The 20,994-nt window shown below is 72.0% G+C and carries 22 protein-coding genes; 10 read left to right on the top strand and 12 right to left on the bottom strand.

Features of this window, described 5'->3' with window-relative positions:
* Positions 1 to 535 precede the first annotated feature (535 nt).
* From KME79_RS37655 to KME79_RS37640, 4 genes are all read right to left on the bottom strand, one after another.
* Positions 536 to 1,012 carry a hypothetical protein gene (locus tag KME79_RS37655; RefSeq protein ID WP_219550243.1) on the bottom strand — a complete coding sequence of 159 codons (477 nt, stop codon included), beginning with the start codon at positions 1,010 to 1,012 and terminating at the stop codon, positions 536 to 538.
* A gap of 215 nt (positions 1,013 to 1,227) precedes the next feature.
* Complete coding sequence (locus tag KME79_RS37650) at positions 1,228 to 1,968, bottom strand: hypothetical protein (RefSeq protein ID WP_219550241.1); 741 nt, start codon at positions 1,966 to 1,968, stop codon at positions 1,228 to 1,230.
* 174 nt (positions 1,969 to 2,142) lie between these two features.
* Positions 2,143 to 3,039 (bottom strand): hypothetical protein, encoded by an 897-nt coding sequence (locus KME79_RS37645; protein ID WP_219550239.1) that lies wholly within the window; start codon positions 3,037 to 3,039, stop codon positions 2,143 to 2,145.
* Positions 3,036 to 3,569 (bottom strand): RNA polymerase sigma factor, encoded by a 534-nt coding sequence (locus KME79_RS37640; RefSeq protein ID WP_219550237.1) that lies wholly within the window; start codon positions 3,567 to 3,569, stop codon positions 3,036 to 3,038. Before KME79_RS37640 ends, KME79_RS37645 begins: the two co-directional genes overlap by 4 nt.
* Positions 3,570 to 3,737: 168 nt before the next feature.
* On the opposite strand from KME79_RS37640, the gene KME79_RS37635 reads away from it, so the two are divergent.
* Together KME79_RS37635 and KME79_RS37630 are read left to right on the top strand one after the other, a co-directional pair.
* Positions 3,738 to 4,586 carry a LysR family transcriptional regulator gene (locus KME79_RS37635; RefSeq protein WP_219550235.1) on the top strand — a complete coding sequence of 283 codons (849 nt, stop codon included), beginning with the start codon at positions 3,738 to 3,740 and terminating at the stop codon, positions 4,584 to 4,586.
* Between the two features lie 16 nt (positions 4,587 to 4,602).
* On the top strand, positions 4,603 to 5,244 hold the full coding sequence (locus KME79_RS37630; protein WP_219550233.1) for a MerR family transcriptional regulator: 642 nt from the start codon (positions 4,603 to 4,605) through the stop codon (positions 5,242 to 5,244).
* On the opposite strand, the gene KME79_RS37625 is transcribed toward KME79_RS37630, so the two are convergent.
* Entirely contained in the window at positions 5,232 to 6,014 is a 783-nt protein-coding gene (locus KME79_RS37625) for an SDR family NAD(P)-dependent oxidoreductase (RefSeq protein ID WP_219550231.1), read from the bottom strand. The genes KME79_RS37630 and KME79_RS37625 overlap by 13 nt on opposite strands.
* A gap of 100 nt (positions 6,015 to 6,114) precedes the next feature.
* Between KME79_RS37625 and KME79_RS37620 the strand changes: the two genes are divergently transcribed.
* Positions 6,115 to 6,594 carry a MarR family winged helix-turn-helix transcriptional regulator gene (locus KME79_RS37620; protein WP_219550229.1) on the top strand — a complete coding sequence of 160 codons (480 nt, stop codon included), beginning with the start codon at positions 6,115 to 6,117 and terminating at the stop codon, positions 6,592 to 6,594.
* 105 nt (positions 6,595 to 6,699) lie between these two features.
* On the opposite strand, the gene KME79_RS37615 is transcribed toward KME79_RS37620, so the two are convergent.
* Both KME79_RS37615 and KME79_RS37610 read right to left on the bottom strand, forming a co-directional pair.
* Positions 6,700 to 7,194: an NUDIX hydrolase gene (locus tag KME79_RS37615; protein WP_219550227.1), complete on the bottom strand. Its 495-nt coding sequence runs from the start codon at positions 7,192 to 7,194 to the stop codon at positions 6,700 to 6,702.
* Between the two features lie 31 nt (positions 7,195 to 7,225).
* Positions 7,226 to 7,720 carry a ThuA domain-containing protein gene (locus KME79_RS37610; RefSeq protein WP_219550225.1) on the bottom strand — a complete coding sequence of 165 codons (495 nt, stop codon included), beginning with the start codon at positions 7,718 to 7,720 and terminating at the stop codon, positions 7,226 to 7,228.
* Between the two features lie 25 nt (positions 7,721 to 7,745).
* Here KME79_RS37610 and KME79_RS46690 point away from each other — a divergent pair, with 25 nt between their 5' ends.
* The 5 genes from KME79_RS46690 (at position 7,746) to KME79_RS37590 (ending at position 12,823) form a co-directional block, all read left to right on the top strand.
* Positions 7,746 to 7,880, top strand: coding sequence for a hypothetical protein (locus KME79_RS46690; protein ID WP_281429613.1), 135 nt, complete (start codon positions 7,746 to 7,748; stop codon positions 7,878 to 7,880).
* 147 nt (positions 7,881 to 8,027) lie between these two features.
* Positions 8,028 to 8,888, top strand: a complete 861-nt coding sequence (locus tag KME79_RS37605; RefSeq protein ID WP_219550223.1) for an RNA polymerase sigma-70 factor — start codon at positions 8,028 to 8,030, stop codon at positions 8,886 to 8,888.
* A 27-nt stretch (positions 8,889 to 8,915) separates the two neighbouring features.
* A complete protein-coding gene (locus tag KME79_RS37600; RefSeq protein WP_148033673.1) occupies positions 8,916 to 9,677 on the top strand; it encodes an SDR family NAD(P)-dependent oxidoreductase in 762 nt (253 codons plus the stop codon).
* A 57-nt stretch (positions 9,678 to 9,734) separates the two neighbouring features.
* Positions 9,735 to 11,384 (top strand): NAD(P)/FAD-dependent oxidoreductase, encoded by a 1,650-nt coding sequence (locus tag KME79_RS37595; protein WP_148033674.1) that lies wholly within the window; start codon positions 9,735 to 9,737, stop codon positions 11,382 to 11,384.
* Positions 11,381 to 12,823, top strand: coding sequence for an ATP-binding protein (locus KME79_RS37590; RefSeq protein WP_219550221.1), 1,443 nt, complete (start codon positions 11,381 to 11,383; stop codon positions 12,821 to 12,823). Before KME79_RS37595 ends, KME79_RS37590 begins: the two co-directional genes overlap by 4 nt.
* On the opposite strand, the gene KME79_RS37585 is transcribed toward KME79_RS37590, so the two are convergent.
* Positions 12,795 to 14,021: an alpha/beta fold hydrolase gene (locus KME79_RS37585; protein WP_308249196.1), complete on the bottom strand. Its 1,227-nt coding sequence runs from the start codon at positions 14,019 to 14,021 to the stop codon at positions 12,795 to 12,797. The genes KME79_RS37590 and KME79_RS37585 overlap by 29 nt on opposite strands.
* Before the next feature lie 35 nt (positions 14,022 to 14,056).
* On the opposite strand from KME79_RS37585, the gene KME79_RS37580 reads away from it, so the two are divergent.
* Complete coding sequence (locus tag KME79_RS37580) at positions 14,057 to 15,190, top strand: M20 family metallopeptidase (protein WP_219550219.1); 1,134 nt, start codon at positions 14,057 to 14,059, stop codon at positions 15,188 to 15,190.
* A 38-nt stretch (positions 15,191 to 15,228) separates the two neighbouring features.
* Here the strand turns inward: KME79_RS37580 and KME79_RS47270 are convergent, their stop codons facing one another.
* The 3 genes from KME79_RS47270 to KME79_RS37565 are packed head-to-tail and all read right to left on the bottom strand — an operon-like array spanning position 15,229 to position 18,515.
* Positions 15,229 to 16,497, bottom strand: coding sequence for a cytochrome P450 family protein (locus tag KME79_RS47270; RefSeq protein WP_219550217.1), 1,269 nt, complete (start codon positions 16,495 to 16,497; stop codon positions 15,229 to 15,231).
* 3 nt (positions 16,498 to 16,500) lie between these two features.
* Positions 16,501 to 17,580 carry an NAD(P)/FAD-dependent oxidoreductase gene (locus KME79_RS37570; RefSeq protein WP_148033678.1) on the bottom strand — a complete coding sequence of 360 codons (1,080 nt, stop codon included), beginning with the start codon at positions 17,578 to 17,580 and terminating at the stop codon, positions 16,501 to 16,503.
* A complete protein-coding gene (locus tag KME79_RS37565) occupies positions 17,577 to 18,515 on the bottom strand; it encodes a cucumopine synthase-related protein (protein ID WP_261808774.1) in 939 nt (312 codons plus the stop codon). Before KME79_RS37565 ends, KME79_RS37570 begins: the two co-directional genes overlap by 4 nt.
* A gap of 129 nt (positions 18,516 to 18,644) precedes the next feature.
* Here KME79_RS37565 and KME79_RS37560 point away from each other — a divergent pair, with 129 nt between their 5' ends.
* Complete coding sequence (locus KME79_RS37560; RefSeq protein WP_219550215.1) at positions 18,645 to 20,333, top strand: serine/threonine-protein kinase; 1,689 nt, start codon at positions 18,645 to 18,647, stop codon at positions 20,331 to 20,333.
* Here KME79_RS37560 and KME79_RS37555 read toward each other — a convergent pair.
* Entirely contained in the window at positions 20,302 to 20,901 is a 600-nt protein-coding gene (locus KME79_RS37555; RefSeq protein ID WP_219550213.1) for a PaaI family thioesterase, read from the bottom strand. The two genes, KME79_RS37560 and KME79_RS37555, sit on opposite strands and share 32 nt — an antisense overlap.
* Positions 20,902 to 20,994: the final 93 nt, after the last annotated feature.

The following is a 20,994-nucleotide window of genomic DNA, read 5'->3' as shown; positions in this document are numbered from 1 at the left end:
CAGGAGAACATCAGGGCGGCGATGTCGCCCTCTGCGGTCAGCTCGGATGCCAGGGCTTCCAGCGCGGTCGTCTTACCGGTCTGCCGGGGCGCGTGGACCACGAAGTACCGGTCCATGTCGATCAGCGCTCGCGCCTGGGGAAGGCGCGGTGTGGGCGGCAGCATGTAGTGGAGCTGGGGGTCACATGGGCCCGCGGTATTGAAGGATCTTGTTCGGGGTGGGCGCATAGTCACATAGTGTCATCTCTCCTTGCTCTGAGTGGGGAGATCATGGCTCGTTCCGTAACAGCACCCAGCAGGACCGCCGGAGATCGCCAGAAGAATCAGCGAAATTCCTATCTCCACGTCAATCCCTGTCAGCCGTACGACTTGTAGCTGCTCCTTGCCATGAGCTCCGGCCTCCGGACCAAAAGTGGTTCCCGGATCAGGCCGTTCATGAATAGACCCCGGAAAAGGCGTCCGTCAAGATCAAGGGCGTCCCGGCGATGAGCAGGGACGCCCTCGTCGGCGTCATAACGCGCCCGGGGACGCGGTGGTCAGTTGAAGGGGTTGTCGTACGTGATGCTGCTCCTGGTGCGCATCATGTATCCGCTGCTGCTGAACCAGCCTCCGGTCACGTCGAAGCGGACGTTGCTCACGGTGCCGCCGAACTGCACCTCGGCGTTGTACAGGAAGACCCGCTGGCACCCGGGAGCGGTCGTGGTGCCGGACTCCACGGGCCATGTCGAGTTCGCACCGTTGACGTAGATCCGGAAGTAGGGCGCGGGGTAGGCGCTCTGCCAGCACAGGCGCAGCGCGTAGCGGTACTTCGTGTTCCCGTCGTCGAACGCCACCGTGCCGTCCAGCAGAGCCAGCGCCCCGTAGCCGCCGGTCGCGTTGAGCTGCACGTAGACGGGCTGGTCCGGGCCGTATGCCGCGTGTGCGGGGCTGATCGGCAGGAGTGCGACGGCCAGGGCCGCGAGGGCGGCGGCGATCGACGCCGCCAGACGACGTCCTTTCGAGCGTACGGTCAATTCACACCTCTCCGTTTCGGAAGTGCCAGGTGCCCGGAGATTAGGAGGGCGTCGCAGGCCGGTCCAGCACGGCGCGTCGATGCGGCCGATCCGGTCAGCCGCTAAATGTCACGTCAGGGGCGCTCTCTTCATGGTCACCTGGGAAGAGAGGCGAAGCTTCTGGTCGAAACTTGCGATGCGATGATGAAAGTTTCACGGCCCTAAAGCAAAACGGCCTAATCACCAATCTCCGGCACCTGCTCAAGAACGTACGCGGTACGGATGACAGGCAGTTCCAGCAGGTCGAGCAACTCGTCCCGGCCGCGCAAGGTGTCGATGTACCCGTACACCTTCCCCTCCGCGGCCACCTCCCTGAGCCGTCGCAGGTCCAGCCCGATCTCGAGCAGATCGTCCGCGTCCCCTTCGGTGAACTGGCTCACCCACGTCCGATAGTCGTTCACCACGGACCGGAGACCACAGTTGTTGCCCGGGATCACCATGGTGCTGCACCCACCCCACCCGGGCCACCAGTAAACGGGGTCCGGTCCACCGGAGAGGAAGAACCTTTTCTCCTGACCATTGTCGAAGCCGCCCGGCACGACCCCCTCACGCATCGGGTAAGTGAGCTCGACGAGGACGATGACCAGCCGATCCGGGTGGACGGTCTTGGCCTGTTCTATCGCTCTCTGTTTCTCCCCGGGACGAGAATGGGTCCCACCCTGGAAGTTCTCCACGTAGGGAGTCATGGTCGTCGGCCCGATGTCAGGAAAGGTGACGTCGCCGAAGATGTTCTGCGAGAGCTTCAGTATGCGACGCCGGGAAACCCCTACCGCCGCGTCGGCGTGCGACTCCACTTCCACGGTCGTGGTCGCCGCGAAATAGCCCACCGCCATGTCGGCGTCGCCGCGGTGGTAGATCTGATGCTCCGGATACGCCACCTGAAGCGCGGTCCCCCACGTGTATCCGAGATTCGGCACGATTCCGAACGACGGTTTGACGTGCAGCCAGAGCAGCAGAGCGATGAGCGACAGGAACCATCTGAGAGGGGCGAGGATCTCTTTCCTTTTGATGCCCGCCCACCTCCCATGAGGAAAACGCAGTACGCGATCGGAGACAATAGCCCGGGCAACCGATCTTGGACAACCGCGACGCTAGCCGCTCGTCAGTTCGCGGGGCTTGGGGCCGCCGTAGAGGGGGTTGAGGGGCACGCGTTCCTCGGACACGATGAGCCGGACCACGCCGTCGGCGTGCGGTTCGGCGTCCCAGACGATCCAGTCGTCGCCGACGGGAAGCGACTGGTCGTCAGGATCGAGGCCGAATCCCTGGCCGTCCGGGTTCGGCTCGATGATCTGGTAGACCACCTGGAGACCGCGCCGCTCCGCTTCCTTCCGCACCTCGCTCACGGGCCGCTCGTCCACCCGGAAGCCGCTCAGCATCCCGCCCGCCTTGGTGGCGGTGCCGTGCGACTTGTACACCTCACCGGGCTTGGCCGCCCGGCCGAGCCTGATGTAGGCGCGGCCGCTCAGGTTCTCGTCCACCTTGATGACCAGATGGCAGCCTTCCTCGCCGATCAGGCAGCCGTCCGGCTCGATGCCGGTGACCAGGGTGTCGGGGCCTCCCGACGTCATTACGGACCTTCCCCCACCGAGGTGATGGCCCACGCGGTCGGGTGCGGCCGGCACGATCTCCAGCGTCACGTCGGCCCCCACCGCGCGGAACGCCTCCTCGTACAGGGCCCAGTCGGCGTGCGGGTCCTTCACCCTGGCCACCCAGAGGCCGTCCTGCAGCTCGATGTGCATCGCCGCGTTGGCGTACGAGGTCGCGCCGTGCGGGCCGGCCACCAGGGTGGGGCCGACGACGAGGGCCGACGTGAACGCGGCGGCGACCGCGAGCCCGAGGAGCAGGCGGCGCCTCGGCCGGCGCGTCCTCGCCGGGGACGGAGACTCGGTGGTGAGGATCGCGTCGAAGAGGGCTCGGGCCGCAAGCCCGGTGGATCGGCCCGCCAGGTCCTCGTCACGGACGCGGGCGAGCCCTTGCAGTTCGTTCATGTCGGCTCCACGGCGAATCGGTCGGCGGTGATTTCGTCGTTCTCCAGCGCTTGGGAAAGGCGCCTGCGTGCCCGGTGCAGGCGGATCCGGACGGCGTTGCGGGAGATGTCCAGGACGGTGGCGATCTGGCCGTGGTCCAGCCCTTCCCAGGCGACCAGCGCCAGCAGTTCACGGTCGGCGTCGGGCAGGCCGGCGAACGCCCGCGCGATCACGTCCCGTTCGGCGGCGCCCTCCGGTGAGCGGGTGTAGACGTCGGCGATGTCGGCGGTCAGCGTCGCCAGTCTCGACTGCCGGTGCGCCTGGCCCCGGCGGTGGTTGGCGAGCACGTTCCTGGCGACCCCGTACAGCCACAACCTGGCCTCGTCGCCGCGCGGCAGGGAGTCGACGCGCCGCCAGGCGGTGGCGAACGTCTCGGCCACCACGTCGGCGGCGTCCTCGGGAGTGGCGCAGCGCCGTACGGCGTAGCCGAGTATCTGCTCGTAGTTCTGCTGGTACACGGCCTCGAACCGGCGTCTCCGGTCGTCATCCACGGGCGGTCCCCATGGTCGGCCCCCTCATCTCCAGGAATTGTCAGGACATCCCCTACATGTCGGCGAGCGAGGCACCATTTCACCCTTCCGCAATCGACTCCGGGTCTTCACACCCGCTGCCGGGTTCTGTAAGACAGAGGTGCGATCATCTGACTGGCGAGGTGTCCGATGGATCTGCGGCACATCAGGTACGCGATCACGATCGCCCGCGCCGGGAGTCTGCGCCGGGCCGCGGCCGTCCTGCACATCGCCCAGCCCACGCTGTCGGAGCAGCTCAGGGCGCTGGAGAAGGAGATCGGGGTGGAGCTGTTCACCCGGTCCTCCAGCGGGGTCCGGCTCACCGCGGCCGGGGAGGCGTTCCTGGCGCAGGCGACGGTGGCGGTGGCGGCGTTCGAGCGGGCGGTGGCGGCCGCGCGGCGCACGGATCAGTGCACCCGGCTGGGGGTGGCGGACGGACTGGGCGACGTGGTGGCGCGGCTGCTGTCGCCGCTGCCGGACGCGCCGCTGCGGGTCGCGCCGATGGGCACGGCGGAGCAGCTCGTCTCGCTGATGGATGGAACGCTTCAGGCGGGGCTCGGGTACGCGCCGGGCTCGCTGCCGCGTGGGGTGGCGCGCATGCTCGTGCATCGCTCCCCCGTGCGCGCCCTGCTTCCCCGCGACCATCGGCTCGCGTCGCGGGGGCGGCTGCCGCTGGTCGTGCTGGCGGCGGAGCCGCTGGTGATGCCGGAGTCGGAGGCGGTGGCGGGGGCGCGGCGGTTCCTGGAGGCGTTCGTGCGGCACCGGCTGCATCCCCGGCTGGGGGCTTCGGGTTCGACGCACGAGCTGGTGATCGCCATGGTGGCCGACGGCGCCGGATACACGTTGTGTGTGCGGGAAGGGACGCCGGTGCCGGAGTCGCTGGCGTTCGTGCCGATCGCGGAGGACGTGCCGCCGATCGAGATCGTGCTGTTGTGGAACCGGCAGGCGGAGGTGCACGATCTACTGGGAGCGGCCCGGCATCTGGCACGGCATGGATAGTGCTACTATCCAACAGATGCGGATGTCCGAGCTGAGCGCCAGGTCCGGCGTCGCCATACCCACGATCAAGTACTACCTGCGCGAGGGGCTGCTCCACCAGGGCGAGCAGGTGGCCGCCACCCGCGCCGAATACGACGAGTCCCACCTGCGCAGGCTCCGGCTGATCAGGGCCATGGTGGAGGTCGGCAGGCTGCCGATCGCGGCCGTCAAGAAGGTGGTGGCCGCGATCGAGGACGAGTCGCTACCCTTCCACCACATGCTGGGCACCGCCCACTACGCGCTGAGCCCTCAGGTCGAGCCGGAGCCGACGCCCGAGTGGGAGGCCGCGAAGGCCGAGGTGGACGCGCTCATCGCCGACCTCGGCTGGCAGGTGAACGCCGAGGCCCCGGGCAGGAACGAACTGACCCAGACCATGGCCAGGATGCGCCGGCTCGGCATGGGCGACGACATCCGCAAATATGCCGAGATGGCGGAGCGGCTGGTGCGGGAGGTGGAGCTCGACGCCATCCCGGCGAGCGACGACCGTGACACCGCCGTCGAGGCGCTGGTGCTCGGCACGGTCCTGTACGGGCGGGCGCTGGAGGCGCTGCGCCGCCTCGCCCAGGAGTCGGAGTCGGCCCGCCGCTTCACACCCGAGGGGCCCGATCAGCCCACGTGAGGCGCGCGGGCGGCCGACGACCCCTCGCGGACCAGCTCGCCCGTCAGGTTGCCGTTGGCCGCCGAGCCGAGGAAGACCACGAGCCTGGCCACGTCCTCCGGATCCGACAGCCGCCGCGTCGGCACGCCGGCCGCCAGCTCGTCGATGATCTTCCGAGGGAATCCGGAGGCCTTCTCGGTCAGCGTGAAGCCGGGCGCGACCACGTTGACCAGGATGCCGTCGCGCCCGCCCTCCCACGCCAGCGCGCGGGCCATCCCGTGCAGCCCCGCCTTGGCGGTCCCGTACGGACCGGGACCGGGCAGGCCCTCCTCCGCGACCCCCGAGGAGATCAGCACGATCCGCCCCCAGCCGCGGGCGCGCATGCCGGGCAGCACGCCCCGCACGGCGGCCGCGGCGCCCACCAGGTTGGCGCCGACCATGGCGAGCCACTCCTCGACCGGCACGTCCTCGAACCGGACCGTCGGGTCGGGCGCGTCGCCGCCCCAGCGGACGGCGTTGGCCACGAGCACGTCCACCCGCCCCCAGCGCGCCAGCACGGCGTCCACGGCGCGCCGCGCCGACGGCAGGTCCTCCAGGTCCATCGGGGTGACGAACGGCTCGCCGCCCGCCTCCGTGATCGCCGCCGCGACCGCGCGGGCCGCCTCTTCCCGCTTCCGGTACGTGATCGCGACCTTCGCGCCTTCACGGGCGAAGGCCACGGCGGTGGCGGCGCCGATGCCGGACGACCCTCCGGTCACCAGGACGACGCGCTCTCGCAGGCCGGTGTCCATGCCTGCTCCTCTCGTTCGGACCGATTCGTTGGCGTACGAGATAGATGCAATCATAAATCGTCTTAAATGCAAATTATTTGCCGCTGATACGCTTTGCGGTATGTGTGGTCAGATGGGCAGCCCGCTCCGGCGAGACCTGCACTGGCTGGCCGCCCGGCTCAAGATCGGCCTGCACGGGATCGAGGAGCGGATCGCCGCCCGCCACGGCATGAGCCTGTGGGGCTACACGGTCCTGGTCGAGGTCGTGAGCGGCCCGGCGCGCACCCAGCTCGCGCTGGCCGCCGCCGTGCCGGTGGACAAGACGAAGCTGGTGGCCATCCTGGACGAGCTGGAGTCGTCGGCCCTGGTGCGCCGCCGCCCCGACCCGCGCGACCGGCGGGCGCGGCTGGTCGACCCGACCGACGCCGGCCGCGAGGCCTGCGAGGCCGCCTCCGCCGAGATCAGGGCGGTCGAGGACGACCTGCTCTCCGACCTCGAACCCGGCGAGCGTGAGCGGTTCGTCGACGCGCTCCAGCGCATCGTGCTGACCCGGCTGGAGGACGCGTCCGGCCACGTGCCGGGCGGACAGGGCTGCCCCTGACGCATCCCGGGCCCGCCGCCGGGTAGAGCGGGCCGGATGTTCGACGGATTCGCGGAGAGCCGCGTGGACACCGGCGAGGCGGCCCTCGCGGGCTTCCTGAAGGAGTCAGCGGCGGGCCAGGGCGAGATAGCGGGTGAAGGCGTCCTGGCCGTCGGGGGTGAACGGCCAGCGCCAGACGGCCAGCCGCAGCTCGTCCTCGCTCATCCACCCGTGCCACGGCACCCGCTCGGGGTCGGGCCGCGGCTCCCCCGCCAGGACGGCCTCGTGCACCCCCAGCCAGTAGGAGCCGGACACGCCCCGGCACAGGAACCTGACCACGGGCCGCACCGGCACCCGCGCGCCCAGCTGCTCGGCCAGCCCGCGGGCCGCCGCCTGCTCGTAGGACTCCCCTGGGGTGACGGCCCCGCCCACCGTCACGTCGTAGTAGCCGGGGAAGCGGGCGGCGCGGTCGGAGCGGCGGAAGACGAGGATCCGGCCCTCCTCGTCACGGCAGATCGAGGTGGCGACGCGGTGCAGCCAGCCCCGCCTGGCGGCCTCCGCGCGGTCGGCCACGCCGAGCACATCGTCCTGTTCGTCGACGCGTTCCACGAGTTGGTTCACCCGCCCACGATCGCAGGCGGGTGTGACGTTTTCAGTCTCGGACCGTGACCGGCCGTTTCAGCAGCCAGAGCGCGGCACGTTGCAGCAGTGTGCGGTGGACCTCGTTGTCGTAGGCGCGGGTGTCGTGGCCGAGCGCGTCGTAGAAGACCCGGCCGCGCCGGACCGGGCGGGCCCACATGAGCGGCTGGCCGTTGGACGAGGCCAGCGGCCGGACGTCGGGCAGCAGGTCGAGGTCGCTGTAGACCTCGTCCACGACGTCGAAGTCGCGCAGGCCCTCCACGACCGGGTGGCCGCCGTGGACGCGCACGCCGGTCCAGCCGAGCGGCGGGTGGTGGGACTTGGGCCAGGTCCAGCAGCCGCCCAGGACGCGCGGCCAGCCCTGCCAGTCGTCGAAGCAGATGGCAGCGGCGTGCATGCACAGCAGGCCGCCGCCCTGCTCCAGGTGGTCGAGCAGGGTGGTGCGGGCCTGGGCGGGGAGCGTGAAGCGCCACCGGTCGCGCAGGTCGGCGAACCGGTCGAGGTCCATCTGCCAGCGCAGCGCGTTGACGGTGATGAGCTGGACCTCGGGCGGCTCGCTCAGCGCGTCCGGCGATGTCTTCGGTGACCTCCGACTCGACCCCCACCTCCGCGAGCACCTCGGCGAGCGCCGCCGAGGTCGCGTCGAAGTCGTGGAACGGGCCTCCTGACAGGATCAGATTGCGTGCCACCCGCCAAGCTCATCACGCCCGCCCCGGGTTTTCCACCCGGTGCCCCGCCACATCCGGCTCCGCTCGCCGGCGAAGCGGATGCGCCCGGCGGAGGAGCGGCGGTCCCTGACGGGTACGCTGCGCGGCATGACCAGGGTGGACGACTTCGAGGCCTACCGTCCCATGCTGATCGGGCTGGCCTACCGCCTGCTGGGCAGCATGTGGGACGCCGAGGACGTGGTCCAGGACGCGTGGTTGCGCTGGTCGGCGACGGACCGGGAGGACGTGCGTGAGCCCCGGGCGTTCCTGATCACCGTGGTGTCGCGGCTGGCGCTCGACCAGTTGCGCTCGGCCCGGGTGAAGCGGGAGGCCTACACCGGCCCGTGGCTGCCCGAGCCGGTCGCGGACGGCGACGCCGGGCCGATGGACACGGCCGAGCTGCGCGACACGGTGTCGTTCGCGACCCTGCACATGATGGAGCGCCTGTCGCCGCCCGAGCGCGCCGTGTTCGTGCTGCGGGAGGCGTTCGAGCTGCCGTACGACCAGATCCGCGAGATCATCGGCGTGTCCGTCGCGAACGCGCGCCAGCTGCACCACCGCGCCACCCGCCGGCTGGCCGAGGGGCGCGACCGGTTCCGGCCGTCGCCGGAGGAGCACGCCGAGCTGTTCAACCGGTTCATCGCGGCGGCCGCGGAAGGCGAGCTGGAAGCGCTCGCGGAGCTGCTCCACGACGACGTGGTGTTCTACGGCGACGGCGGCGGCAAGGTCCGCTCCGCGCTGCGCCCGGTGGTCGGCCGCGACAAGGTGGTGCGCTTCCTGGCCGGGCTGTGGACGCGCTACCCGTACGGCAGGGCCGCGATCGGCTCGGCCAACGGCCAGCCCGTGCTCTGGAGCCTGCTGGGCGACCACATGCAGCTGCTCGCGGTGGACATGCGCGACGGCCGGGTCCGCACGATGTACGGAGTGCTCAATCCGGACAAACTCACCCGCGTGCGCCCGCCGATGTGAGAGTCCGTCCGGCTCTATAGTCCAGTCATGGATCTCGGTATCTCAGGCAAGGTCGCACTCGTCACGGGCGGCAGCGCGGGCATCGGGCTCGCCGCCGCCAAGAGCCTCGCGCGGGAGGGCTGTGACGTGTGCGTCGCCGCGCGCAACCCGGAACGCCTCGCCGACGCGGTGGTGGAGCTCCAGGAGTACGGCAAGGTGGTGCACGCCGTGCTCGCCGACGTGGAGGACCCGCAGTCGGCCGAGCGGCTGGTACGCGAGACGCGCGACGTCCTCGGGCCGATCGACATCCTGGTCGCCAACGCGGGCGGGCCGCCCCCGGGCCGGTTCGTGGACGTGACCGCGGCCGAATGGGACGTGGCGGTGCAGCGCAACCTGCTCGGCACCGTACGGCTGATGCGGGCCGCGCTGCCGGAGATGCGCGCCCGCGGCTGGGGCCGGATCGTCACCGTGACCAGCAGGTCGGCCAGGGAGGCCATCGACGGGCTGGCCCTGTCGAACGCCACCCGCTCGGCCGTGGCCGGCATGGTACGCACTCTCGCCCGCGAGGTGGGCGGCGACGGCGTGCTGGTCAACAACGTGATGCCGGGGCCCATCGACACCGACCGGCTGCGTGACCTGTCCGGCGGCGTGGAAGGGCTGGCGGAGCGGGGGGCGAACGTGCCGCTGGGGCGCGTCGGCCGGGCCGAGGAGGTCGGCGACGTGGTGGCCTTCCTCGCCAGCGAGCGCGCCTCGTTCGTCAACGGGATCTCGCTGCTGGTGGACGGCGGCGAAAGCCGCGTCATCGCTTGACCCGACGGGCGGGAAAGAAGGCATCCTGCACATAGGGGACAAATGGAAGGCAGGGGCATGGACAAGCCGGTCATCGTGACGGTCGACGACGACCCGGGGGTGTCGAGGGCCGTCGCTCGCGACCTCCGGCGCCGTTACGGGCAGCACTACAGGATCGTCCGCGCCGAGACGGCCGTGCAGGGGCTGGAAGCGGTCCGTGAGATGCGGCTGCGGGGTGACGAGGTCTGCGCCATCCTCGCCGACTACCGCATGCCGCAGATGAACGGGGTGGAGTTCCTCGAAGCGGCGATGGACATGTACCCGTACGCCCGGCGGGTGCTGCTGACGGCCTACGCCGACACCGACGCGGCGATCCAGGCGATCAACGTGGTCGACCTGGATCACTACCTGCTCAAGCCGTGGGACCCGCCCGAGGAGAAGTTCTACCCGGTGATCGACGGCCAGCTCGACGCCTGGCAGCGCACCGACCGGGTGGAGGTGGCGGAGCTGCGGGTGGTGGGCGACCGCTGGTCCCGGCCGTCCTACAAGGTGCGTGAGTTCCTGGCCCGCAACCACGTGCCCTACCAGTGGATGCTGGCCGAGGACCCGGAGGGCGCGCAGCTCGTCGCGGCGGCCGGCGACGACTGCCACCTGCCGCTGGTGGTCACCGCCGACGGGTCGATGCTGCAGGCGCCCGACCAGTCCACACTGGCCTCGACGGTCGGCCTGTCGACCACGCCGGCCACCGACTTCTACGACCTGATCGTGGTAGGCGGCGGCCCGGCCGGGCTGGGCGCGGCCGTCTACGGCGCCTCCGAAGGGCTGCGCACGGTGCTGGTGGAGGCGCACGCCTCGGGCGGGCAGGCGGGCCAGAGCTCGCGCATCGAGAACTACCTGGGCTTCCCCGACGGGGTGTCCGGGCAGCAGCTCGCCGACCGGGCCCGCAGGCAGGCGCTGCGGTTCGGCGCCGAACTGCTGACCACGCGCAGGGTGACCCGCCTGGAGCCGCGCGGGCAGGCGCGGGTGGTCGGCTTCGAAGACGGCGGCGAGATCGCCGCGCACGCGGTCATCCTGGCCACCGGCGTCGCCTACCGCCGCCTCGACGCGCCCGGCCTGGACGACTTCGTGGGCCGGGGCGTCTTCTACGGGGCGGCGCTGACGGAGGCGCCGTCGTGCCGCGGTCAGGACGTCTACATCGTGGGCGCCGCCAACTCGGCCGGGCAGGCGGCCGTCTACCTGTCGGGATTCGCCAGGACCGTGCATCTGTTGGTGAGAGGTGACGGTCTGGAGAAGTCCATGTCCCACTACCTCATCGAGCAGATCCAGGCGGTCCCCAACATCGAGGTCCACCTGGAGACGCGGGTGACCGGCGGCAAGGGCGACGGGCACCTGCAGCACCTGACCCTGTCGAGCGGGGGCCAGGAGCGCGTCGTCGACGCGCAGTGGCTGTTCGTGTTCATCGGCGCGCAGCCGTACACCTCGTGGCTGGACGACACGGTCGAGCGCGACGAGAAGGGGTTCGTGCTCACCGGGCCCGACCTGGTGCAGGGCGGGCAGCGGCCGCGCAACTGGACGCTGCGCCGCCAGCCCTACTTCCTGGAGACGAACGTGCCGGGGGTGCTCGCGGCCGGCGACGTGCGCGCCGAGTCGATCAAGAGGGTGGCCTCCGCCGTCGGGGAGGGCGCGATGGCCGTCGCGCTCGTACACCGCTATTTGGAGAAGCAGTGACAGACACAGTCGACATCGACGAACTGCGCAAGCTCTTCCTGTTCGAGCGGCTGACCGACGAGCAGCTCACCAAGCTCGCCACCAGCGGCCGGATGACGACCGCCGAACAGGACGAGGACGTCGTGTGCCAGGGCGAGCCGGCCGACTGCTTCGTGGTGCTGATGGAGGGCGAGGTGCAGATGATCTCCGAGACCGTCAGCGCCGGCACCGTCGCCATGCCCCGCACCTCGCAGCCCGGCGTCTACGGCGGCGCCACCTCCGCCTACCTGGGCGACCGGGCGCCGCAGACCTACCAGCACACGCTGCGGGCCACCGCGCCGTCGCGGCTGTTCGTGCTCCCGGCCAAGAAGTTCGCCTACATCGTGACCGAATGGTTCCCGATGGCGATGCACCTGCTCGACGGGCTGCAGTCCGGCGGGCGCATGCAGCGGGAGATGATCGACAGGCGGCAGCGGCTCACCGCGCTCGGCACCATCACGGCCGGGCTCACCCACGAGCTCAACAATCCGGCGGCGGCCGCGGTCCGCGCGGTCAGCGAGCTGCGCTCACTCGTCAGGTCGTCGCGGGTGGAGCTGGCCCAGCTCGCCGAGAACGGCATCCCGCCCGAGCGGCTGCGCGCGCTCATCGAGATGCAGGAGGCGTGCATGGAGGCGGTCGGCAAGCTGCCCTCCCGCAGCCCGCTGGAGATCTCCGACGCCGAGGACGAGCTGGGCGACGCGCTGGACGAGCTCGGCGTCGAGGACGCGTGGGACCTGGCTCCCGCCCTGGTCAACGCCGGGTTCGGCACCGAACACCTCGACAAGGTGCGGCGCGAGGCCGGCGCGGAGCACGCGCCGGCGGCACTGCGCTGGCTGTCGGAGGCGGTGGAGATCTCGCAGATGCTCAACGAGGTCACCGAGGCCACCGAGCGGATCACCACGCTGATCCGCTCGGCCAAGGAGTACTCCCAGATGGACCGGGCCCCGTTCCAGGTGCTCGACCTGCACGGCCTGCTCGACAGCACGATCGCGATCTTCCGCGGCAAGCTGCCGCCGGGCATCACCGTGGTCACCGACTACGACCGGACGCTGCCGCCGGTGCCCTGCTACGGCGGCGAGCTCAACCAGGTGTGGACCAACCTGATCCACAACGCCCTCGACGCCATGGACGACGAAGGCACGCTGACCATCCGCACCGCGTACGACGAGGACGAGGCGATCGTGGAGATCGGCGACACCGGCCACGGCGTGCCGGAGGAGATCAAGGATCGGATCTTCGAGCCGTTCTTCACCACCAAGTCCGTCGGCCAGGGCACCGGGCTGGGGCTCGACATCTCGTACCGGATCGTGGCGGGGCGGCACGGCGGCGAGATCAAGGTGCGTTCGGTGCCGGGCGAGACCTGGTTCGAGGTGCGGCTGCCGCTGCGTGAGGCTAACGGGGGTCGATCAGCATCCGCATGAGCCGGGGCACGATCTGATCCGCGGCGACGCGGAACCCGTCGTGCTCGAACTCGTTGGTCACCCACACGCGCAGGTTGCCGACCCTCCCGGCGGTCTCCAGCGACAGCCCGGCGTCCACGAACATGTCGTCGTGGTAGACGACGGCGGCGACCGGCACCTCGTTGGCGGCCAGCCGGTCCAGGTCGTAGAGCGGCGGCCAGTCGTCGGCGGCGGCGAGCAGCTCGGCGGCGCCCTTGAACGGCCGCAGGGACCGGATCGCGTCGAACATCCAGGGATAGACCATCTCGCCGGTGAACATGCCGAACGTGCCGAAGTCGGCGGGGAACAACCGCTCGGCCGCCCAGCGGGTGGCGGCGCCCTGGGCGTAGATGATCTCCTGCAGCACGGCGTAGAGCGGGTTGCCGACGAACCCGGTCTCCGTCATGACCTCGTACAGGAACGGGTCGGCGAGCCGGTCGCCGTCCCAGGCCTCCGCGAGCTGCCAGTGGAGGCGCTCCGAGCCGTCGCCCATGCCGAGCTTCAGGCCGAGGGTACGGAAGCGTTCCACGGTCAGCCGGTCGCCGTCGGGCAGCAGCACCTGCTCGTCGGCCAGGTGCTCGGCGATGCGCCAGGCCGCGGCCTCGTCCCCGGGGTAGCGGAGGTGGTGGCGGCGGACCTTGGCCCGGACCCGCTCGTAGGTGCGGGCGTAGACGTCGTCGGCGGTGGCGTCGAGGCCGGGCAGCCCGCCGGTGACGTGGCACGCCCTGAGCCCCTCCGGCGCCCTGGACAGGTAGGTGAGGGTGATGAAGCCGCCGTAGCTCTGCCCCCACGTCTCCCACTTCTCGACGCCGAGCGCCTTCCTGATGTGCTCGCAGTCGTCCACGATCGCGTCGGCGCGGAAGTGCCGCAGGTAAGCCGCCAGTTCCTCGTCCGTGCCGACGGGCGAGACCGGGGTGCTGCGGCCGGTGCCGCGCTGGTCGAGCAGGAGCACGCGGTGGGTGCGCAGCAGCGGCCGCCAGTGGCCGGGGCCGGTGGGCCTGGGCGAGCTGCCGCCGGGGCCGCCCTGGAGGAACAGCGCCCACGGCAGGTCGCCGGTGACGGCCGGGTCGCGGATCTCCCGGGCGAACACCTGGATGGTCAGGCCGCCGGGGTCGGCGTGGTCGAGAGGGACGGTGAACACGTGGTCGGCGACCGTGATGCCGGGCATGGTGACTTTCACGCTTGGATGGTCTCACCTCTGAAGGAAGGAACCCCATGTCGATCGAGGAGTGGTCCCGGCAGGCGCTGCCCGCGATGCTGGACGACATCAGGGCGCTGGTCGAGCTGGAGACCCCCAGCCACGACAAGCCCGCGCTCGTCCGCGGGCTGCGCGCCGTCCGCGAGCTGACCGCCGAGCGGCTCGGCCCGCCCGCGGGCGAGACCTCGCACGACGGCGGACAGTACGGGGACGTGCTGGAGCTGCGGTACGCGGGCACCGCGCCGGGTGAGGTGCTGCTGCTCGGCCACTACGACACGGTGTGGCCCGCGGGCACGCTGGCGGCCTGGCCGTTCTCGATCGAGGACGGGCGGATGACCGGGCCCGGCGTGTTCGACATGAAGACGGGGCTGGTGCAGGCGATCTGGGCGGTGCGCGGGCTGCGTGCGCTGGGGCTGCCGCATCCGGGCGTGCGGTTCCTGTTCAACGGTGACGAGGAGATCGGCAGCCTGGCGTCACGGCCGCGCATCGAGGCCGCGAGCGAGGGGATGCTGGCCACCCTCGTGTTCGAGGCGTCGCTGCGGGGCGCGCTGAAGACGTCGCGCAAGGGGGTGGGCCTGTTCGACGTGACGGTGACCGGTGTGGAGGCGCACGCCGGGCTCGACCCGGCGGCGGGCGCGAGCGCCATCCACGCGCTGGCCGAGCTGGTCACCCGCATCGCCGCCGGGGCCGCGCCTGAGCGTGGCACGACCGTGAACGTCGGCCTGATCAGCGGCGGCTCCGGCCGCAACGTGGCCGCCGGCCTGGCGACGTGCGGGGTGGACGTACGGGTGAGCGACTTCGCGGAGATGGCCAGGATCGACGAGCTGTTCGCCGGCCTCGACGCCGCGGACCCGCGGGTGACGGTGTCGGTGACCGGCGGCTGGAACCGGCCGCCGATGACGCCGAACCCGCCGTCGCAGCGCCTGTTCAAGGAGGCCCAGGCGGTGGCCGCCGCACAGGGCTGGACCCTGGAGGAGGCCGCCGTGGGCGGCGCCAGCGACGGCAACTTCGTCTCCGGGCTGGGCCGGCCGGTGCTCGACGGCATCGGCGCGGTCGGCGACGGCGCGCACGCCCGGCACGAGCACGTCCTCGTCGGCCACATCCCGGAACGCACCGCCCTGACGATCGGACTCCTCACCGCCCTGGCCTGAGGCGGCCCGCTCCGCCGTGGCGGAGCGGGCCGCGCTTCTCAGTTGTGGCGCTCACCGAGCAGGACCGGCAGGCTGCGCGTGCTGTTGCCGAGTACGGAACCGAGCGGGCGGGTGCCCGCGTCGGGCCCGGCGAGCCGCATGTCCGGGAAGGCCTCGAACAGGGCGGCCAGCGCCACCTCGCCCTCCAGCCTGGCCAGCGGCGCCCCCAGGCAGAAGTGCCGGCCGTGCCCGAACGACAGGTGACCGGGCTGCTCCGCCACCGCGTCGAACCGGCAGGCCCGCGCCCCGTACCGCTCCGGGTCGCGGCCGGCCGAGGCGAAGCAGGCGACCACCGCCTCCCCCTTGCGCACCCGTACCCCCTCGATCTCCAGGTCGCGGACCGCGTACCGCATCGGGAAGTGCGCGATCGGCGAGTCCCACCGCATGGTCTCCTCCACCACGGCGCTCCACGCCAGCTCGCCCCCGAGCGCGAGGGCGAGCTGGGCGGGCTCGCGCAGCAGGGCGCGGGCGCCGTTGGTGAGCAGGTTGACGGTCGTCACGTGCCCGGCGATGAACACCAGCTCGACCGTGTCCAGCAGCTCCTTCCCGGTCAGCTCGCCCTCCTGGACGAGCGCGCTGATCAGGCCGGGCCCCGGCGTGCGGCGCAGGCCCTCGATGATCTCGGCGACCATCCCGTACAGGACCTTCCTCGCCTCGGTGACGTCCACCGGCGTGTCGCCGACGCCGGCGGCCACGTCGGTCAGCTCGTGCACCCGGGCCCGCATGGCCGGCGGGATGCCCATCAGCTCGGTGATGACGTCCCTGGGTATCGGGTAGGCGAACTCCTCGCGCAGGTCCACCGGCCCCGGCGGCAGCGTGGCCAGGTGGTCCACCCGCTCCGCGGCCAGCCTGGCCACCCACGGCCGCAGCTCCTCGACCCGGCGGGCGTTGAAGACGCGGGCCATCGGGCCGCGCAGCCGCCGGTGCTCCTCCCCCTCGGCGTTCAGCATGGACGTGTCGAAGGTGATCCGGCGCACCGCGGTGCCGTCGCGGACGGCGGCCCGGCCTGCCGGGTCCCAGTAGGCGATGTCCCTGGACAGGTCCGGGTGGGCGAGGACCGCGGCCAGGGTCGCGTGCCGGGTGGCGGCCCAGGCGCGCACGCCCTCCATCTCCACCCGGACCAACGGCCCCAGCTCCCGCAGCCGCTCGCAGTCCGCGTGCACGTCGAGGGTGGCCGGGTCGAGCACGAACTCGACCCCGGCGCCCGTATCGGCGCCCGTATCGGCGCCCGTATCGGCGCCCGTATCGGCGCCCGTCGTGGCGTCCACGGCTCAGCCCACCCCTTCCCGCGTGACGGCGAGCGTGGCCGTGTCGAGCCACGGCTCGCGCCCCAGGTAGAGGTCGCGGACCAGCTCGCCGGCGGCGGGCGCGTTGCACAGCCCGTGCCCGGAGAACCCGGCCGCGTACAGGAACGCGGGCGGCCCCGGCCGGTGGCCGATGAACGCGGTCCTGTCCGGGCTGGCGTCGCGCGCACCGGTGACCGCCGTGTGCAGCCGGACCCCGCTCAGGCTCGGGTACGTGACCGCGAGCTGGGCGGCGACCCCGGCGCGCCAGGCGGCCCTGTCGTTGTCCGGGTAGCCCATGCCGATCAGCAGCCGGTCGCCGCGCAGCCGCACCAGCAGCCGGCTGGCGGCGTCCAGGGTGATCGGGAGCTCGGGCAGCGCTTCCAGCGGGTCGGTGACCAGCAGCTCCTGGGTGACCGGCTCGGGCAGCGGCAGATCGACCCCGGCCGACCTGGCCAGCGGCGCCGACCAGGCGCCGGCGGCGCACACCACGGCGTCGGCCGTGATCGTGCCGCCGGGCGTCTCGACCCGGCCGTCGTGGACCGCGAGCGCCGGGCAGCCGGTGCGGATGCGCACCCCGGCCATCCTGGCGCCCTGCGCGTAGCCGTCGACGATGGCCGCGGTGTCGGACACGTACGCCTGCGGCGACCAGGCGGCGGCCAGCAGCGGCAGGTCGCCGCCGATCAGCGGGTTGAGCCGCCTGGCCCGGCGGGCGTCGATCAGCTCGACGTCCACCCCGACGGCCCGCTGCGCGGGCAGGTCGGCCTCGAACGCCGCCACCTGGTCCGCGTCGGTGAACAGCACGAGGTAGCCGACCTGGCGCATCGGCAGCCGGGCGCCGGGCCGCGTGGCGAAGTCGCGGTAGGCGTCCAGGCTCCGCACGGCCAGCGCGGAGCTGACCGGGTCGCCGGCGAAGTAGGCCCGCAGCACGTCGGCCGTGGCGCGTGACGCGCCGGAGCCGAGCGTGCCGCGCTCCAGCAGCACGGTGCCGACGCCGGCCTCGGCCAGGTGGTAGGCGACGGACAGGCCGATCACGCCGCCGCCGACGACCACGACCCGGCCGCTCATTCGAGTGATCCCTTGCGGCGCAGGTGGTCGCCGAGCTGCCACGGGAACAGCTGCAGGTTCCAGCTGCCCAGGCAGTTGACGTACAGGGCCAGGTGCGCCATGAGCGCGGCGAAGTCGTCGCGGTTGTCGATCCGGTCCAGCCCGGCGAGCGCCCTCGTGGTGAAGTCGTGGAGCTTGCCGAGCCCGCAGTAGCCGAGGAACTCGGCGGGGGTGGCGGCCAGCAGCTGCGCCATGTGGCGCAGCGACTCCAGAGGCATCTCCTCGTACGCGGCCCGGACCAGCCCGGTGAAGCAGGAGTAGCCGAGCGGCCGGGTCTCGCCGTTGACGAACACCAGCGTGGTGAGCACCGTCTCGAAGCTCCCCGCGCACGACGGGATGCGGCCCTCGTGCATGTCGGCCAGGTCGTCGGGCGGGCTCAGCCAGATGCGCTCGGTCTCGGCGTGCACGTCGCCGATCAGGGCGTCGATCTGCGGGTCGGTGACGCTCAGCCGGGTCAGGCGGTGGCCGCCCGGCTCGCCGGCCCGGCGGACCTCGGCGATGACGACCTTCTTGGTCCGGTAGACCGACTCCCAGATCTCGTGTCCCGACTCGACCAGCGTGTCGAGGTGCTCCGGGAGCACCTGGCCGATGGGCACGGCGGGCATCGGCTCGGTCAGCTCGCCGTACTTGATGCCGAGGTGCTGCAGCCGGGAGGCGAACAGCGTGCCGTCGGGCGCCTCGCGACGGTCCACCTTGTGCGTGCCCTGCACGTGCAGCAGGCCGTGGACCGGGGCGACGTGGTAGAGGTGATGGCCTGCCACCAGGGCATGCCCCTGCAGGCTCCGGTACGGCAACGCGTCCCACACACTCTGGGCCAGGACGGCGTTCCGTTCGTCCAGTTCGGCGATCACGGCGGTGCCCAGCGTGGGCCAGCCGATTTCTACTCGTCTAGTCACAATCTGTGACTCTATCAGCACATATTGTGATATTGAGGGATGGCCCCCCACCCGTCCACGCACGTGACAATCGCGACCTCCGGTGAGACGGTCGGAAACAGATCGGCTGCCGTTTCGGAGGGGTTGGACGTGGTCCCTGGTTACCGCGATGTACGCCAGCTTGACAGCGGGCGCACCGGCCGGGTCTTCCTGGCCACGTACCAGGAGACCGGCGCGTACGTCGCGATCAAGTACCTCAACGCGACCCTGCGCAGGGACGACGACTTCATGACCCGCTACCGGCAGGACGCGGCCGAGCTGGTGGAGATCGACCACCCGCACGTGGTCAGGGTGTACGAGTACGTCGAGACGCCCAGGCGGGCCGCGGTCGTGATGGAGCTCGTCGACGGGGTGTCGCTGCGGGAGATCCTCAGGGAGAACGTCCGGGTCAGCCCGGAGGCGGCGCTCGTCGTGGTCAAGAGCACGCTGGAGGCGCTGGCGGCCGCGCACGGGCGCGGCGTGGCCCACCGCGACGTGCGGCCGGAGAACCTGCTCGTGCAGGCCGACGGGACGGCCAAGCTCTCCGGCTTCGGCATCGTGACGCACGCCGAGGAGCCCGGCGTGCCCGCCGGCAGCCCGCCGTACATGGCTCCCGAGCTGTGGACGCGGGGCGAGGCGGGCCCGCTCGCCGACCTGTACGCGGCGGCGTGCGTGCTGTTCGAGGCCGTCAGGGGGCGCGCGCCGTACCGCGGCGAGGACCTGGCGGCCCTGCGCGACAAGCACCTGGTGGAGCCGCCGCCGCTGGAGGTGGTGCCGGACGCGCTGCGCGGGCTGCTGCGGCACGGGCTGGCCAAGGCCCCCGCTCTCCGGTACGCGTCCGCCGTGGAGTTCCTGGCCGAGCTGGAGCGCGACGCGGTCGCCGGCTACGGGAGGGAGTGGGAGCAGCGGGGCCGCCGCCATCTGGCCGAGCCGGCGACCGCGCTCGCGCTGCGCTTCCCGCTGGCCAGGACCGAGCGCGAGCCCGCGCCCAGGGCCGCCGTCCCGCGTCCGCTGCCCGCGCTGCCGCCCTATCTGTGGCTGGCGGTGGCGACCGTGGTGGCGGTGGCGATCTCGCTGCTGGCGTCCGGCGGGACGTTACCCCCGGGGCCGGCCACGGCGCTGATGCCCCCGGAGACCACCGCGGACGTTCCCCCGCCCGCCACGGACCCGCCGCCGGACTCATCCGGCACGACGTCACCCGGCCCGCCGTCGGCGGACCCTTCCGGCACGGTGTCCCCCGGCCCGTCCGCCTCCGGCCCGGATCGGAGCGCCTCCGACCAGCGCCCCACCGGCCCTCCCTCCTCGGACAGCCCGGGCCGGCCGCGCCCCGATCCGACCACGCGACCCAGCGTCGCCCCCACGACCTCCAGAGCCCCCGCCTCCCCGCCGCCCCGCGGGAACACCGCCGTGACAGGGATCGGCATCCTGTCCTGGGACGGCTCCACGGGCTCGGTCCGGGTCACCGCCGACGGTCCGGGCAGCGTCCGGCTGCGGCTGTCGTACCTGCGGCGCGACGACGGCGGCGTGTCGCGCGAGGTCGCCAGCGAGAGCCGCACCCTGTCCGGCGGCACCGACTACACCAGCCGGGCCCGCCGCGACCTCGGCCAGGTGGCGTGCGGCCACCGCGCCCACCTGACCCTGGTGGCGATGACGGAACCCGCGGCGGCGAACGGGCCGCAGATCAGCGAGGTGGCCGTGGACGGCCCCGCCTGCGCCTCGCCCTCCCAGCCCACTCCCACACCGGACGGCCAGGCGGCCCTGCGCCCCGTCAGGCCTCCTGCGGGAGCCAGCCCGGGGTGATGAAGAGACCGGTGGCCTCCACCAGGACGGTTCCGTCGGGGAGGGCGATGCGGCCCTCCGCCCAGGACTTGCGGCCCTCCGACCGGGTGTACTCCGCCGTCGCCACGACGAGGACCCCCAGCGGGACGGGCGCGCGGTAGCTCATGGTGAGCGAGGCGGTCAGTCCGACGCGCCCGGCCACGCCGACCGCCGTGCCCAGCAGGTGGTCGAGGACCATCGCGCTGACCCCGCCGTGCACCAGCCCCGGGGGGCCCTCGTGCAGCGGCCGGAAGACCTGCTCGGCGCGGACCCCGCCGCCGGGCGGGTACTCGACCTCGACCGGGGGCGCGAACGGGTTGGCGGCTCCGACGGCGGCGTTGCCCAGGAGCCACCGGGGCTCGCCGAACTCCACCGGGGGCCGCCGGGCAGCGTCGAGACGGGCGGTGAGGGCGCGCAGTTCCTCGGTGACAGCGGCCAGTTCGTCGTCGTCGGCGCCGGTCGCGAGCACGGCGTCCATCAACTCACGGGTCTGTGCGGCCAGGGCGAGGAGCGCCGCGTGGGTGGCTTCGGACGTCACGTCGATCGACATGGGACATCATCTTAGAACGAATTCTACCGAATTTCGTTCTAGAGCCGGGGAACGGTCCATGAGATCCGTCACGCTCCGCACGGTCACGACGGC

Origin of the sequence: Nonomuraea harbinensis (assembly GCF_019396385.1) — a bacterium.
GTDB classification, from domain to species: Bacteria; Actinomycetota; Actinomycetes; order Streptosporangiales; family Streptosporangiaceae; genus Nonomuraea; species Nonomuraea ferruginea.
The sequence above is the reverse complement of the archived record's forward strand: the minus strand, read 5'-3'. Positions and strand labels throughout refer to the sequence as shown.